Source organism: Caballeronia sp. LZ001, from assembly GCF_031450875.1.
In the GTDB taxonomy this organism is placed as follows: Bacteria; Pseudomonadota; Gammaproteobacteria; order Burkholderiales; family Burkholderiaceae; genus Caballeronia.
The window spans coordinates 214,754-229,549 of sequence record NZ_JARTVX010000002.1 but is presented as its reverse complement, the minus strand read 5'-3'; the positions used below and the strand labels follow the sequence as shown (position 1 = coordinate 229,549).

Sequence of the window (14,796 nt, the reverse complement as noted above, 5' to 3'; positions counted from 1 at the left end):
GAATGCCTGAGTGGAAATTACGCTCCATCCATCTAACGGAGGTTCGTAAGACTCGCGCCATGGCACGACGCCTTGCCACACCTGCCGCGAGCTAGGTGAGCCGGAATGGTCTCGTGCTGGCAGCACAGGGGACGGAGGACCAAGGCATCGGCAAGCGGGATCACTGCTAGTTGCAAATGCTGCGTGACCCGCGGCCATTCTAATGCGCTCGGTGGCAAGAACTTTGAACTTCGACTCTGCCGGCTTCATGGCAAGGTGCCCATCAATGTGATGCCCAATTTGGTGCAAAACATTCTCGCGGGCACCTTGGCGATCGACCCACGAACCGCGCGACGGTCTAGTCACGCTATCAGTGAGCGGAAAACGTAGGAGTCGCATCAAAGTCAGCATCAAATCATCCGACACTATCTCGCTTAATTTCTTTCAAAAAATTTCGAAAAATTGGGCGTTTAACAATGAGGATTCGAACGCCTTGCCTAAGATTTTCTCGTATGTCGCCAGTCCGCCTGGTGGCGGAACTCAGCGATCGAACAATATTGCACGAAATCCGCTGCTCACAATACCTTGATTATCGAGGCCATTGTGTTGCCACCATGCCCTGCGGACGACGCTTTCGCGAGATCGTTCGCAATAATGCTCGCCAGAAGGGCTCGGCCAGGCAATGCCTTCTCCATGACCTTGCTCGCCATCTGCACTGCGCCCAAATGTACGTCGACAGTTGCCTGGTCGGTACTGAAGTCTTCTTTGCTGATCGCGTCGATCGCGACCGAGATTTGTTCCTCCAAGACGGGGATCAGCGCAGGAACGGCCCGCTTGATGCTATCAATGCTTACTCCTTCACGCAACGCATACGTTGCGGATTCAATGAAAGCCCCTAATGCCGTATGGAAGAAGCTGATGGCCATAGCCATATCAATGACAGCGGGTGCGCTGATCTTTTCCCCTGCGTACCATGTCGCGCCTCCGAGCGCACCAAGCACATCACGGATCTGCTCCCATTTTTGTTCGGGACCCGCGACGATGACTCCAGCGCCGGACTTTCCGATCTGGTCCGGAAACGCCGGAATCGTCCCGTCCAAGTAAGTCGCACCTACTTCGGTGAATAAACGCGCAGTTTTATTTGCATCCTCAGGCGTGCTTGTATTCAGATTCAACACCGTCTTGCCCCTCGCCGCTCTCTTTGCATTCTCATCCATAAATGCGTCGATAACGTCATTGTTAAGTACGCAGATTACGGTCAGCTCGCTCGCAGCGAAGGCGTCCGCGGGGCTTTCCGCAATGCGAGAAGCACCGAGCCCTTCCGATGCTGCGCGGGTGCGGTTCCACACGGTAACTTGATGTCCTTCTTCGATAAAAGCACGCGCAAGCGCTCGTCCCATGTTACCTAGACCAATAACAGATACTGCATACGACATAGTAGACCCCCAATAAAAATAAAGCCGCCGTGCGGATAATCGGTGCGATTAAACGCTAAACCCTCTATGCGCCCGGCAGCACGCTGTGGAGCGAAGCCGCGTGAGAAAACACCTACTCAATCGAACAGCGGAGAAAAACCGGCTTGCCGCTTGTCAATTCGTGCCCAGTCAATCGAATTGGTCGAGTCGCATTCGCTCGTGCAAGAGCTGCAGCCACCTCAAACACAATCGGCTGCACGCGCGCAAAAGCCTCTTGACGAGAGACGACATAACTAACATCTGCAGCCTCGATCAGCGCTTCCTCGCAAAGCTCGCACGGCACGACCTCGTCATCGATCTGCAGATCGAAGCGGATCGCGCCATTTTCTAATTCGATGTTTGTTACGTTTTCTCTATTCCGATTCATTTCGACTCCTGTTCACGGTTTAATGGGTGTTCATCTTTGAGAGACCATTAAGCACCATGACGCCCGTAACAATTAGTCCCATTCCGAGTACTGCAAATGCATCGGGCTTTTGCTTGAAGAGAAAAATTGCAATGAGTGTAATAAGCGTCGTTCCCGCTCCTGACCAAATTGCGTAAACGATCCCAACTGGCAACGTGCGAAGGGTCAAGGATAGCGAATAGAAAGATATGCCATAGCCAACCGCGACAATCACCGAAGGTAGTACGCGAGTGAATCCTTCAGATGCTCGAAGCGCGGAGGTCGCAATGACTTCTGCAGCGATCGCCACCGTAAGCAACAAGTAAGCGGTGGAACGCATTAGGATACTCCATTCTCAATTTCGCTACGGTAAGTGCTTTTCCAACTGCCGTGGGCACTGATTACACGAGCGACAGGTGCCGCGCTAACAGATGCTGCATCTAGGCGAGTAGACCCTCACGCATCCACTCGCCCACAAAGGCTTGGTCAAACGTTGAAACCCATGATCGCTTTGGTTTCCAAGAACTCTTCTAGTCCTGCGCGTCCCCACTCGCGACCGTTGCCGGATTGTTTATAGCCGCCAAACGGCGCATTGAAGTCGGGTCCCGCGCCGTTGATGTGGACCATTCCGGTGCGCATCCGACGTGCGATAGCGCGCGCCCGATCCAAATTCGACGAACTAACATAACCCGACAGTCCATAGACGGAGTCGTTGGCGATCTCCACTGCCTGATCTTCGGATTCGTAGCCAATGATAGTGAGAACTGGGCCGAAAATCTCCTCACGTGCAATGCGCATCGTAGGTGCAACGTCTACGAACACCGTTGGCCTAACGTAGAAACCCTTTACCAGCCCGTCCGGTCGCCCGGGACCTCCGGCGACGAGCCTTGCCCCCTCTTCGATTCCGATGTCAATGTAACGTTGAATCGAATCAAACTGCTTTCTCGACGCGACGGGACCTAACGCGACGTCGGTGTCGAAGGGGTCGCCCACGCGGATGTTCGCAGTTACTGTCCGCGCTACTTCCGCCGCCTCGTCCATGCGATGCATCGGAACCAACATTCGTGTCGGCGCGATGCAAGTTTGCCCAGAATTATTAAAGCAGGCGGCAACTCCAGCCGACACGGCACCCGCGAACGAATCGTCGTCGAGAATAATATTCGCCGATTTTCCGCCCAACTCCTGCGACACGCGTTTCACTGTCTCAGCGGCATTAATCGCTACTTGAATGCCAGCGTTTGTTGATCCGGTGAAGGAGACCATGTCCACCTCGGGATGCGAGGACATTGCGGGTCCCAACTCTCGACCCGAACCGTTGACCAGATTAAAGACGCCCGGTGGGAAGCCGGCCTCCTCGACACACTCCGCAAAGATCATCGCTGACAGAGGTGAATTTTCGGCTGGCTTGACGATCATCGTGCACCCAGCCGCGAGGGCAGGAGCGACCTTACACACTAGTTGATTAATGGGCCAATTCCAGGGGGTGATTATCGCGCAAACACCGATCGGTTCTTTGACGATGGTGGTAGTGCCTGCCTGCTGCTCGAATTGATAGCTCTTCAGTAGTTCGATCGCGACGCCAATGTGCCAAACTCCGCACATCGCTTGCAAGCCCTTGGAGAACTCATACGGCGCGCCCATCTCAATCGTGATGGCATAGGCGAGCTCTTCGTGCCTCCTTTCAAGAGCCGCAACGGTGCGTTGAAGCAACGACACTCTTTCGTCCTTGCTCACACCGGACCAATGGGCAAACGCGCGCCTTGCCGCGAGCACTGCTCGATCGACTTCTTGCGTCGTGCCTTGTGGGATGACCCCGACAATTTCCTCTGTCGCTGGGTTGACCACGTTTGTGCGTCTATCGCTGAACGGCTCAACCCATTGGCCGTCGATAAAATGCTTGGCACGCCCTGCAACCTTCAGTTCCATCGCTGTCTCCGTCGTCTACCTCAATGCTTCAGCCGGCCCGAGGGCGGTGCCAGAATGTCGAATGAGGAATTAGTAAAGGTTGGTGGCCGTGGCTACGCTGAAGTCTTCGTTCTCAAGCGTAATCGCCGGGCTTTGCATTTCGACCCAGCCACAAAACGGCGGGCAGACCGAGTAACCAAGGAGTTGCTGAATGTGTGGCGGATACTTGAGGACGGTTTCCTTTGGCACTACGAGATATTGGTTTTCTTCTTGTCGAAGGTAACCAAGCGTGAGCGAGATGGCGATAGCGGTACGCGTTTCGGCCTCTGTAGTATTGAGGCCGCCCGCGTGATAGGTCCCACCAAGATAGATCAGACCTGAACCTTTTTTCATCACAGCCGGTACGGCCTCCTCCATTTTCGGGAGGCGCTCGTTGTCCCATTTGTGACTGCCTGGAACGACGAGCGTTGCCCCGTTCTCCGCAGTGAAGCGGGTCCCCGCGTAAATGACTTGAACCTGCGACTCCGGCCCGGGATGCGGGCGGTGATGAATGGCGTCGTCACGATGCAAAGACTGTGCGCCTTGCCCTGGCCAAATCTGAATCGCTTGCGTAACGCTCAGCTGTAGTGTAGGCAGCATGCCTTCGCCGCTTACACCAACGAACTTATAGGGCTGTTGCAGTAGGATTTTCTCGGCGGCACCGTGAAAATGCTTCTGCGTAAGGAACTCAGCGGTGTGAAGGGACTTGGCCATCAACGCCGAGCACCGGCGAGTCTTATTACCAGTGAAGCCCTCCTCGCCATAGGGCGTGCGCTCTAGATACGGACCGATGTCCGCAAAAAAGCGTTCCAGCAACTCGGGGCTGAGCATGTCTTCAACAATGACGCCGCCGTCCCGATCAATAACTTCCACAACGTCATCTACGTTCGCACTCGCAGGGAGTGTCGTCAGACCTTTTGCCATGTTGAGCCTCACTTGTTCGTCAATGTGTGACACAGATGTGCCAGTGAGGCCAGATTAGTGGTTACAGAATCCCAGAACCATGTGTCGAAGGGTCAGCGTCTTTGTGTCGCAAGGACAAAAGCTTCGATGCAGAACCAGCAGCCTACGACTGTCGTCCGTCTTGTTACCAGCCTACGATGCGACGACCGGGGCCCTTAGCGGCCAAGACTGCTGCACTTTTGGCCTCCTGCAACATTTCCAATCGCACTGCCGCTCCGTATGCTGCGACTACGAATCGAAGCGTTGCTTTGCCCGGCAAAAAATTTGCCGAGGACAGACGACTGAACCAACTATCAGCAGGAGCCGACCATGCAGAAATTGGATTGCGACATCGTTATTGTGGGCGCAGGAATGTCCGGCCTTTCGGCCGCCCGAGCGGCCACACGTGCCGGTAAATCAGTGATAGTTCTGGAGGCCCGCGACCGCGTCGGCGGGCGTACCCTGAGCAAGACGCTTGACAACGGTGTCACTATCGACCTCGGGGGTCAATGGGTCGCGCCAACGCAAAAGAGAGTACTTGCACTCATCGAAGAGTTTGGGCTGAAAATCTTTAAAACTTACCAAACTGGCGATTCCATCGCGTATCTCAACGGAGAGAAGGTCCGCTACGAAGGCGTAATTCCGAAGCGAGACCCTGAAACGGACGCCGACATCGAGAACGGCATGGCGCTCCTAGAAGAATTGGCTGCGAGTATCCCACTGGAGGCGCCTTGGACTCATCCAAGGGCTCTTGAGTTAGATCGCCAAACCTTCGCCGATTGGATCAACGCAAATCTCAAGACGGAATTCGGACGCTGGGTGTATGACCGCTTGGCTCCCGGTGTATTCTCCGTCGAAGCGTGTGAGCTCTCGCTGTTGCATGTCGCGTTCTACTTCGGTGCTGCCGGAGGGGTCGACCGACTCACATCGACAGACGGCGGTGGCCAGGACAGCCGTTTCCAGACGGGTGCACAACAGCTTTCAATCAATCTTGCAAAAGAGCTCGGCGAGCGAATTAGACTCGAGCAAATTGTGACCAAGATTGAACAAGACTCCGTCGGCGTCACCGTCACGACAGAGGATCGCAAATACGTTGCTCGGCGCGTTATCGTCGCATTGCCGCCGACGCTTACGGGACGCATCCGCTATGTACCTGCACTTCCCGCATCGCGCGACTCCCTCACTCAGCGTATGCCGATGGGAACAGCATTGAAGACAATGGTTCGTTACAGGACGCCATTTTGGCGAGCCGATGGCCTGAGTGGTCTTGTCTTCACCGATCACGACACTCCGCAACTGGTCTACGATAACTCGCCGGACGACGGTTCATGCGGAATCCTCCTTCTCTTCACGGAAGGCATCGCGGCTCGAAAATGGAGCGAGAAAACTGCAGAGGAACGCGAAGCAGCTGCTATCGAGGTGCTTGTGAAGTGTTTCGGGGCGAAAGCAACAGAATACGAAGAATTTATCGAAAAATACTGGGTAGACGAGGAGTTTTCGCGCGGATGCTACGCAGGAACCATGCCGGCGGGCGCATGGACAAGTTTTGGGCCGGTTTTGTCTAGACCTGTTGGTCATATTCATTGGGCGGGAACCGAGACTGCCACCTGCTGGAATGGCTATATTGAGGGGGCAATTCAAGCCGGCGAGCGCGCATCGCTAGAAGCTATAACTTCAATTGATGACGCTTGATCCACCGCGTCTACCCATCGATGCACTCGGTCCGCCTGTCGATCAACGCGCGGGCCGATAGCGTTTCCCCTGGCATGCCACGAAGTGAAACTGCTGTTGGCCTCATTTAACCGGTCGCGCGTCCTTTCGTAACATTTCGTCATCCCGATTACGACGTTACCATTTGACGTCAGGTCATAGAGATGCGGCGCTGCCACCCGTTGTTTTTTTAGCTGGACTCCCCCGCAAACGATCGCAGACGGTGATCACCGATCCACCTTATTAAACAGGGCGTTATGAAAACTCAGGCTTGCTTGATCGCTGCGATGCTCGGAGTATCTGTCCAAGCGTCGGCGCAAAGTAGTGTCACCCTCTTCGGCGTCTTGGACGAAGGGGTGAACTACACGAACAACGCGGGGGGCAAGTCAGCATGGCAGACGTCGAGTATCGATCTGACGACGAGCCGGTGGGGCTTGAGGGGTGTAGAAGACCTTGGCGGGGACCTGCACGCCGTTTTCGATGTTGAAAGCGGAGTAAGCTTGGATAGTGGTCAAGCATTATATGGCGGCCGTCTTTTCGGCTACCAATCGTACGTAGGCTTGCAGTCCGATTCTTTGGGTAGTGTAACTGTCGGGCGGCAATATGATTCGGTCACTGACGTAATAGGGCTGGCCACAGCTAACGGCAATTGGGGCGGCTATCTTTTCTCCCACCCCCTGGACAACGACAACACGGATGCAACGTTCCACGCGAACAACTCCGTCAAATATCAAAGCCCCGTCATTGCGGGATTCTCTGCTACCGGGCTCTACGCGTTAAGCAATCTGGCGGGCGGGTTCGCGACAAACCGCATGTACAGCGCTGGAATCAAGTACGCCACTGATACGCTTACGATCGGAGCAGTCTTTGAGAATCTTTCAGCTCCTGGCAGTACAACGGTCGGTGCCGTGCCGTCTGATGATTATGTGACGTTTGCGGCAAACAACCAGAAGATCTATGGTATCGGGGCAACCTACGGATTAGGTCAGTCGAGCTTCGGCCTTGTCTACACTCACGTCGTTCTTCAACAACCGACGTCGTCTGTCTTCATCGGGTCACTCGGAACACCAACGGCCAATCCCGATAGCCTGCGGTTCGACAACGTGGAGATAAACTGGAAATACAATATTCGCCCGGATCTAGCGGTCGGCGCGATGTATACGTACAGCTTAGCTCATCTAGCGTTGGGTGAATCTCGTGCATCTCTGCATTGGCATCAAGCCGGGCTTCTTGGTCAATACCTTCTTTCCAAACGAACCGCGGTTTACTCTCAGGTTGTCTACCAGCAAGTGAGTGGCGGAAATACGGGAACTTCACTGGACCACGCATATATTCCTGGTTCGGCGGGACCGTCGTCTAACTCACATCAGGTGGTGGCTCGGATAGGTATCAACCATTCGTTCTGATTGACGCGTTTTGTTATGTTTCCAATTTTGCAAGTTGGCCTACGGGCACCTCTACGGCGCCGGAAGGTTCACTTATCTTTGTTCGCGCTCGGCCAGACGACCGACGCTATCATCTTTTAGGATTCTTTTATGCAGACCTCTGAACACTTTTCCCGCCAAGAGCTCCTCAACAACCTGACTGATGCATGGAACACGCAGGACGTCGATAAGGTGATGAACTGCTTCGTCGATCACGCGACGTACCACATCGCGTTTGGTCCCGAAGCGCTCGGCCAGTCGTACGAAGGAAAGACTGCGATTCGGAGCGCGGTAGCCCAAGGTTTTGCTTCCTATAAGGACGGCAAGCTTAGCGTTACGTCGATGTTCGTCGCCGGCGAGCAAGGGGCAGCGCGTTGGCTCTTTTCCTATACAGGCGTCGATGGCAAGCCTGCTGTCATTCATGGAGTCGACGTCTATGAATTTTCAGGCGACAAGCTTAAGAGCAAAGACGTTTATGTGAAGTACTTTGTTGCCTGAGGCATCGCAAGGCTGCAATTGCCTGGTGGCCGCATCGTAAGCGCCACCGGATCCAATGAACGAATCCGAGAGCGAAAAACATGCTTGAGTTCGCCGATTTCAACTCGAAAGTTGCCGTTGTTACGGGCGCCGCAGGGGCGATTGGACAGTCTGTTGTGAAGCTGCTTGCGTCAAATGGAGCCTCCGTCGTCGCAACCGACTTGCACGAGGCGCAACTCCGCGAGACCTATGAGCATCTACTTGGCTCAGTCGACATTCGTTGCCTTGACGTGACAAACGCCGAGGACTCGCGGCGTCTTGCCGCCGACATACAAGCGCAGTATGGGCGACTGGACGTGTGGATCAACAACGCTGGAATTCTCGAACGGCAAGCTGCTCTCGAAATCAGCGCCGACGATTGGCGTAGACATATCGAAATCAACCTCAACGGAACGTTTTTTGGCTCACAAGCTGCGGCCAGTGTCATGGCGAAAAATGGCGGAGGCTCCATCGTGAACCTGAGTAGCTTTGCCGGAACTCGCGCCCGACCTGGTGTGCCCCACTATGCTACAGCCAAGGCAGCGGTCGCACACCTGACACAGTGTCTTGCGCTTGAGTGGGGCAAAGTCAAGATCCGGGTAAACGCAATCGCACCGGGTTATATACAGACGCCAATGACGAGCTGGCTCCATTCTGATCCGGCTTACGCAGCACCGTTTCTTGAGAAAACTCCGCTGGGACGACTTGGTCAACCAGACGAAATCGCTGAGCATATCCTTTATCTGGCGTCCGATGTGTCGTCGTTCATGACCGGCAACATCCTCGTCGTTGATGGCGGCGTAAGACTTAGCTAGCGCTCGCGCCGTCAGCAATATGTAGCATTGCGGCTTCGGTCGCCAACAACGTGTCAAAAAATTATGACTGTACTAGACCTGCGCGACCCATCATTGCTTCGTCGACAATGCTTTCTGAACGGACAGTGGTTAAACGCCGACGACGAAAAAACCATCGCGGTCGTGAACCCGGCCACGGGCGCCGTTATCGGAAACGTCCCGAGCATGGGAGCAGCGGAAACAAGAGAGGCAATAGACGCCGCTAATGCGGCGTGGCCTGCATGGCGAGCACTCACCGCAAAGAGCCGTGCTGTAATCATTAGATCATGGTTTGAATTAATGATTGAGCATCGCGATGACCTCGCTTTGATACTCACTTCCGAGCAAGGTAAGCCCCTCACTGAGGCTAAAGGAGAGATCGAGTACGCTGCGTCCTTCCTGGAATGGTTCGCCGAAGAAGGAAAGCGCGTCTATGGCGATGTAGTACCGACAGTGGCCAGTGACAAACGCATAATCGTCACAAAAGAGCCAGTCGGTGTGTGCGCGGCTATCACGCCGTGGAACTTCCCCGCTGCGATGATCACCCGGAAGGCCGGCCCGGCATTGGCGGCGGGCTGTCCGATCATTGTTAAACCTGCGGCCCTAACGCCGCTAACGGCCCTCGCCATCGCAGTGCTTGCAGAACGCGCCGGAGTGCCGAAGGGCGTCTTTCAGGTCATCACTGGAAAGTCGAGCGAGATCGGATCTGTATTGACGTCGAGCGACGTCGTTAGGAAAATGTCATTTACGGGTTCGACAAATGTTGGTGCAGCACTCATGGCCCAATGCGCTCCGACGATTAAGAAGCTCTCACTCGAGCTGGGCGGTAACGCTCCATTCATCGTTTTCGATGACGCCGACATTGATGCGGCAGTTGAGGGAGCGATCGCTTCAAAGTATCGCAATGCGGGACAGACTTGCGTTTGCACCAACCGCATGTATGTGCACGACGCAATCTACGATGCATTTGTTGAGCAGCTCGCGAGGGCTGTCGCAGGCTTGCGGGTAGGAAACGGGTTGGAGGATGGAGTCACTCAAGGGCCGTTGATCGACGAGGCCGCTGTGCAGAAGGTGGAAGCGCACATCGCTGACGCGGTTTCTAACGGCGCTCGACTGATCACTGGTGGACGGCGTCACAACTTAGGACATAGCTTCTTCGAGCCGACGATCTTGGCGGATGTGACCGCATCAATGTTAGTCGCCCGCGAGGAAACATTTGGCCCTGTCGCTCCCGTCTTCCGTTTCCATAGCGAAGATGAAGTGATCCACTTCGCTAACGACACCGAGTTTGGCTTAGCGGCCTACTTCTTCAGCCGCGATGTTAGGCGGGTGTGGCGTGTCGCTGAGCGATTGGAATATGGAATGGTTGGTGTTAACACTGGCCTGATTTCTAACGAGGTCGCACCCTTCGGTGGCGTGAAGCAATCTGGCGTAGGAAGAGAAGGATCGCATTTCGGAATTGACGAGTATCTTGTGATCAAGTATCTCTGTCTCGGTGGAATGGGCGCCTGACGATACCTAGTGACGTCAATCGGAGGTACAGACGCAATCCTTGCACTGTCGCCCGGTTGTAAACGGGTAAGAATTTATAAGCGATGCACCTGAGAGCGCGAAGCTTGAGCCCGGCCCCCGCCGGGCTTTAATGAGATGGTCAGCCTGACCGAAATGTCCCGATCGGCTTACGCTGATCGGGCCATTTCCTCTTTCCGGAGGCCATCATGACGGACGCGACGCTCATCGGTATCGATCTGGGCAAGCATTGCTTCTTCGTGCACGCGCAGGACGCACGCGGTACGCAGATTTGGCGCAAGAAGATGACGCGCAAAGCTCTGCACATGCCTGGCCACCTGTCCGGTCGCCGTTCTAGCGATGGAAGCTTGCGCAGGCGCGCATTGGCTGGCGCGCAAGGGCCAGTCGTATGGACATCAGGTTCGCTTGATTGCGCCGCAGTTCGTCAGGCCGTTCGTCAAGGGCAACAAGACTGACTTCGCCGACGCCGAAGCCATTTGCGAAGCCGCCTCGCGCCCCTCTATGCGCTTTGTCGCAGTCAAGACAGCCGAGCAGCAGACGCTGCTCGCGTTACATCGGGTGCGCGAATCGCTTGTCGGCGAACGCACGGCAACCAGCAATCAGATTCACGCTTTTCTGCTCGAATGTAAGCGCCTCGCGTCGGCCGTTCACGATGCATCGCGCACGTATGGCACGCTAGTGGCAGTGCGGTGACTAAAGGCGAATGGGAGGCGTTGCGGAGATCAGCTTGTCGCTGACGGCGGCGTAAATTGCGTGGGCAGTTTGCTTTTCACATTCCAAGGCAGCAGCTCGTCAATGTGACTGATTTTGTGGTCTGCGATGTGAGTCAGGACGTATTCGAGGTAGGCGAGCGGGTTGATGTCGTTCAGTTTGCACGAGCCGATTAAGCCGTACATTGCGGCGGCCCGCTCACCTCCGTTATCAGAGCCTGCGAACAGGAAGTTCTTCCTGCAATGCACATAATTGCATTGCAGGAATAATGCGCAGCCAGAAATTATGCGGAGTTTGCATGGTTCGGCTCGTCACGGGCGTCAGTGCGACGCGCCTTGCCTGGATCGTTGGGTAGCAGCAAACTACACATAAAAAGTGCTTTCCTGTTTGGGTTGTAACCCATTCAGGAGAAACATCATGATCGGCTTGGTTCCTCTACGACCGCAGCCTCAGGCGTGGTTATGGCGCAGCGTCCTTTCTCCTTTCGCGGAGCGCTACTGCGAATATCTCGTTGAGGCCGGCTACGCGGCTTGCACCGTCAACCGTTACGTGAGGTGCGTCGCGCACTTTGCGTACTGGCTCACAACACACCGCATAGCCTTAGCTCGCGTCGACAATCGACTCGCCTGCGGCTTCGTGAATGACCATTTGCCTCGATGCACCTGCCCCGATCCGATTCCGAGATGTCGGACAGACGTCAACGCGGCACTTCAGCATTTGCTGGTCGTCCTGGGCGCGTGCGCTGTCCTCCGGTATCTTTGGGCAGAACCGGATTCGGTACAACAGGAGGTGTGTCGATTCACTGAGTACCTCAAGGACGTTTGCGGCCTTGCCGAGTGCACGCGATATCAGCGTGGCCGAATCATTCGCGATTTCTTGCATCAACGCTTTGGTCGCGGACCCATCGATATGAAGCGGCTAACGATTCGGGATCTCCGTCGATTCGTGACACGTTACCCTGACGGGTGCAAAGCCGGAACAGCTCACGTAGCAGGCATAACGTTGCGCAGTTATCTGCGATTCAGGAGCATGCAATATAACGAGCAGGTCGCAGAGTTGATCGCGGCGGTGCTGAACGTAGCAGGATGGAGGTTGGCGGCATTACCTCAAACGCTTTCGGACGCAGCGATCGGACAGCTCCTGAATTCCTTCCATCACGAAACGGCGGCCGACCTGCGTGATTACGCAATGGTACGTTGTCTGGCAGATATTGGATTGCGTGCTGCGGAAGTCGTGCAAATACAGCTCGACGATTTAAACTGGCGCGACGGCACGCTGCAAGCCATCAGGCGGTGCATGCCGCATATGTTCGCTGCGGCTGGACTGAACAATCTGGAACTCATCTTCTGAGGCACAGCGTGGCTCGACGGCTGCTTCGTTCCGGCTCGTCGTTGAAGGAAGTGGCCGACGTACTGCGCCATCAAAGCATCGACACCACCGCGATTTACACGAAGATCGACCTGCAAAGTATGGAGGCTGTCGCGCTCCCCTGGCCGGGGAGCAAATCATGAAACGCTTCGTCAACTCGGCAGACACTATGGTATCGCTGGCGCAGGCATATCTCGCCGAACGACGCTGTCTTGGCTTCGACCTCAAGATCTCTGGGCACGTATTGATGAACTTTGCCCGCTTCGCGGACGCGCTGGGGCATCGTGGTCCGATCACGGAAGATCTGACTCTCAGCTGGGCGCACTCGACACCGAGCGAAAGGGCCATTACATGGGCGCGTCGGATCGAGGTAATCCGCCCCTTCGCGAAGTATCTCAAGCAGTTCTATCCCGATACAGTTGTTCCGCGACGCGACTTGTGCGGGCGGGCCCATCGTCGTCTGGCGCCGCACATCTACACGGAGCAGGAACTCGGCGAACTCCTCAGGCGATGTCCCGAAGACAGTTGAAGGTTGGGACGGCGGGTGCGGCATAGGTTAGGCAACCTTCCGATCATGGTCAATTGATTTCGAGCTTGACCGTTTCAAGGCCGCAGCGAGAATCCAGAGTTCATTCACGCCGAGGATCTTTCGGAAGTGCTTCTCAGCTTCTAGGAAGCCCGCGGCTGTCCAGCGCAACGCCGTGTCGGCGTCGCGATAGCGCTTCACGCGCCCCGCGACACGGCGCACCGCGCCGTTGGGATTCTCGATGATGTTGGTCGTCGACAGCCCGCGCATCAGCGCCGGCGTCAGGCCCAGCTTGTTCACCGTGAAGGTTTCCTCCAGCCCCTCGAGCAGTGCGGCCGAGGCGTCCGGATGGTCGGCCTTGAGCCACGCCGCGTGCGTCTTGAGCTTGGCGATGCCATCGTCGGTCGACAACTTGTAGGCGGCCTTCATGATCGCGGCGGTTTGCGAAACGCTCTCCTTGGGCAGGCGCTCGAGGACGTTGCGCTGCTTGTGCAGACGGCAGCGCTGCACGTGGGCGCGTTCGCCGAAGAACTCCTCGATGGCCGAGCGCAGCGCTCTGGAACCATCGATCACGAACAGGTATTCGCGATCCGCAGGCAGGCCGCGCTCGATCAGTCCGCGCAACAGATCCTTGACGACCTGGGCGTTCTCACTCGACCCGCTCGCGAGACCCAGGAGGTGTTTCTCGCCGGGGCTGTCCACGCCGATAGCGGCGATGATGTGACGTGAGTCGACGATGATGCCGTCCAGGTAGATCGCCAGGAAGTCCTTGTCATCGAAGCGCCGCCCCATCAGCTCCGTGAGCGCCGTCTGGCTGGCCTTGATGAACTCGCGGGAGACGCTGCTCTTGGAGATGCCAACGGTGCCGGCCATCTCGGGCAGGACCTTGGCATATTTGCGCGTCGACACGCCCGTGACCATGATCTCGTGCACGCGCTCGGCGAGCCGCGGATTCGCGTTCAATTGCTCGTAGGCGGGGACCGGCACTTCGCCGCCGCCACGACGCCGAAGGCGCGGCCGCTTCACGTTCAACTTGCGTTCGTCCATCACAATCTGGCCTTGCTGCGAGCCGTGCCAGCGGATCTCGCCGCCTCTGCGGCCCGGATGCTTCTCGCCGGCGACTTCCGTCGCCGAGATCACCAGCAGTTGCTCGACAAGGCTACGGCCGGCTTCGTGCATCAACTCGTCGATGCTCGCGCGGGTGTTCTGAATCAGATCGAGCATGGGCAACAGGAGCTGACTGTTCTCGGCAAAACAGGCACGCAGTCCTTCCGGGTCCTGCTTGGGCACCACGTGCAACGGCGCGCTGGCGCTTTGGGGCTTCTTCTTGGTACGCTTCATTTGGCGGTTCTCCTTGGTTCCCTGTCCGTTGTTGCTTTTCGCCGTAAAGGAGCCGGGTGTTTTCGGCGTAATGGCGCCAGCGAAAGGCGCCTGATTCGGGGCTCGAACGGGG

The 14,796-nt window shown here is 56.2% G+C and carries 14 protein-coding genes and 2 pseudogenes; 9 read left to right on the top strand and 7 right to left on the bottom strand.

Features of this window, described 5'->3' with window-relative positions; all coding sequences use genetic code 11:
• Window positions 1-554 precede the first annotated feature (554 nt).
• From P9292_RS03540 to P9292_RS03520, 5 genes are all read right to left on the bottom strand, one after another.
• A complete protein-coding gene (locus P9292_RS03540) occupies window positions 555-1,415 on the bottom strand; it encodes an NAD(P)-dependent oxidoreductase (protein WP_244797648.1) in 861 nt (286 codons plus the stop codon).
• A 112-nt stretch (window positions 1,416-1,527) separates the two neighbouring features.
• The gene (locus P9292_RS03535) at window positions 1,528-1,821 is read right to left on the bottom strand and encodes a hypothetical protein (RefSeq protein WP_244797649.1); all 294 of its coding nucleotides are present in this window, start codon (window positions 1,819-1,821) and stop codon (window positions 1,528-1,530) included.
• 19 nt (window positions 1,822-1,840) lie between these two features.
• Entirely contained in the window at window positions 1,841-2,179 is a 339-nt protein-coding gene (locus P9292_RS03530) for a multidrug efflux SMR transporter (RefSeq protein ID WP_244797650.1), read from the bottom strand.
• 146 nt (window positions 2,180-2,325) lie between these two features.
• A complete protein-coding gene (locus P9292_RS03525; RefSeq protein WP_244797651.1) occupies window positions 2,326-3,765 on the bottom strand; it encodes an aldehyde dehydrogenase family protein in 1,440 nt (479 codons plus the stop codon).
• A 69-nt stretch (window positions 3,766-3,834) separates the two neighbouring features.
• Entirely contained in the window at window positions 3,835-4,707 is an 873-nt protein-coding gene (locus tag P9292_RS03520) for a phytanoyl-CoA dioxygenase family protein (protein WP_244797652.1), read from the bottom strand.
• Between the two features lie 348 nt (window positions 4,708-5,055).
• Here P9292_RS03520 and P9292_RS03515 point away from each other — a divergent pair, with 348 nt between their 5' ends.
• The 6 genes and pseudogenes from P9292_RS03515 to P9292_RS03490 form a co-directional block, all read left to right on the top strand.
• On the top strand, window positions 5,056-6,417 hold the full coding sequence (locus P9292_RS03515; protein WP_244797653.1) for a flavin monoamine oxidase family protein: 1,362 nt from the start codon (window positions 5,056-5,058) through the stop codon (window positions 6,415-6,417).
• Between the two features lie 275 nt (window positions 6,418-6,692).
• Window positions 6,693-7,841, top strand: coding sequence for a porin (locus tag P9292_RS03510; protein WP_244797654.1), 1,149 nt, complete (start codon window positions 6,693-6,695; stop codon window positions 7,839-7,841).
• 129 nt (window positions 7,842-7,970) lie between these two features.
• Window positions 7,971-8,357: a nuclear transport factor 2 family protein gene (locus tag P9292_RS03505; protein WP_244797655.1), complete on the top strand. Its 387-nt coding sequence runs from the start codon at window positions 7,971-7,973 to the stop codon at window positions 8,355-8,357.
• Between the two features lie 80 nt (window positions 8,358-8,437).
• Window positions 8,438-9,190, top strand: a complete 753-nt coding sequence (locus P9292_RS03500; protein WP_244797656.1) for an SDR family NAD(P)-dependent oxidoreductase — start codon at window positions 8,438-8,440, stop codon at window positions 9,188-9,190.
• 63 nt (window positions 9,191-9,253) lie between these two features.
• Window positions 9,254-10,720, top strand: a complete 1,467-nt coding sequence (locus tag P9292_RS03495) for an NAD-dependent succinate-semialdehyde dehydrogenase (RefSeq protein ID WP_244797657.1) — start codon at window positions 9,254-9,256, stop codon at window positions 10,718-10,720.
• A 206-nt stretch (window positions 10,721-10,926) separates the two neighbouring features.
• A pseudogene (locus tag P9292_RS03490) lies at window positions 10,927-11,362 on the top strand (IS110 family transposase); the annotation flags it as partial.
• A gap of 98 nt (window positions 11,363-11,460) precedes the next feature.
• Here the strand turns inward: P9292_RS03490 and P9292_RS03485 are convergent.
• Window positions 11,461-11,688: pseudogene (locus P9292_RS03485) on the bottom strand (transposase domain-containing protein); the annotation flags it as partial.
• Window positions 11,689-11,866: 178 nt separating this feature from the next.
• Here P9292_RS03485 and P9292_RS03480 point away from each other — a divergent pair.
• Genes P9292_RS03480 through P9292_RS03470 form a run of 3 tightly spaced genes read left to right on the top strand, consistent with a single transcriptional unit; the run spans window position 11,867 to window position 13,346 of the window.
• Window positions 11,867-12,799, top strand: a complete 933-nt coding sequence (locus tag P9292_RS03480; protein WP_309958040.1) for a hypothetical protein — start codon at window positions 11,867-11,869, stop codon at window positions 12,797-12,799.
• Window positions 12,742-12,960, top strand: coding sequence for a tyrosine-type recombinase/integrase (locus tag P9292_RS03475; RefSeq protein WP_244797659.1), 219 nt, complete (start codon window positions 12,742-12,744; stop codon window positions 12,958-12,960). Before P9292_RS03480 ends, P9292_RS03475 begins: the two co-directional genes overlap by 58 nt.
• Window positions 12,957-13,346 carry a hypothetical protein gene (locus P9292_RS03470; RefSeq protein WP_244797660.1) on the top strand — a complete coding sequence of 130 codons (390 nt, stop codon included), beginning with the start codon at window positions 12,957-12,959 and terminating at the stop codon, window positions 13,344-13,346. The genes P9292_RS03475 and P9292_RS03470 overlap by 4 nt, the downstream gene beginning before the upstream one ends.
• A 27-nt stretch (window positions 13,347-13,373) precedes the next feature.
• On the opposite strand, the gene P9292_RS03465 is transcribed toward P9292_RS03470, so the two are convergent.
• On the bottom strand, window positions 13,374-14,684 hold the full coding sequence (locus tag P9292_RS03465; protein ID WP_244797661.1) for an IS256 family transposase: 1,311 nt from the start codon (window positions 14,682-14,684) through the stop codon (window positions 13,374-13,376).
• Window positions 14,685-14,796 lie beyond the last annotated feature (112 nt).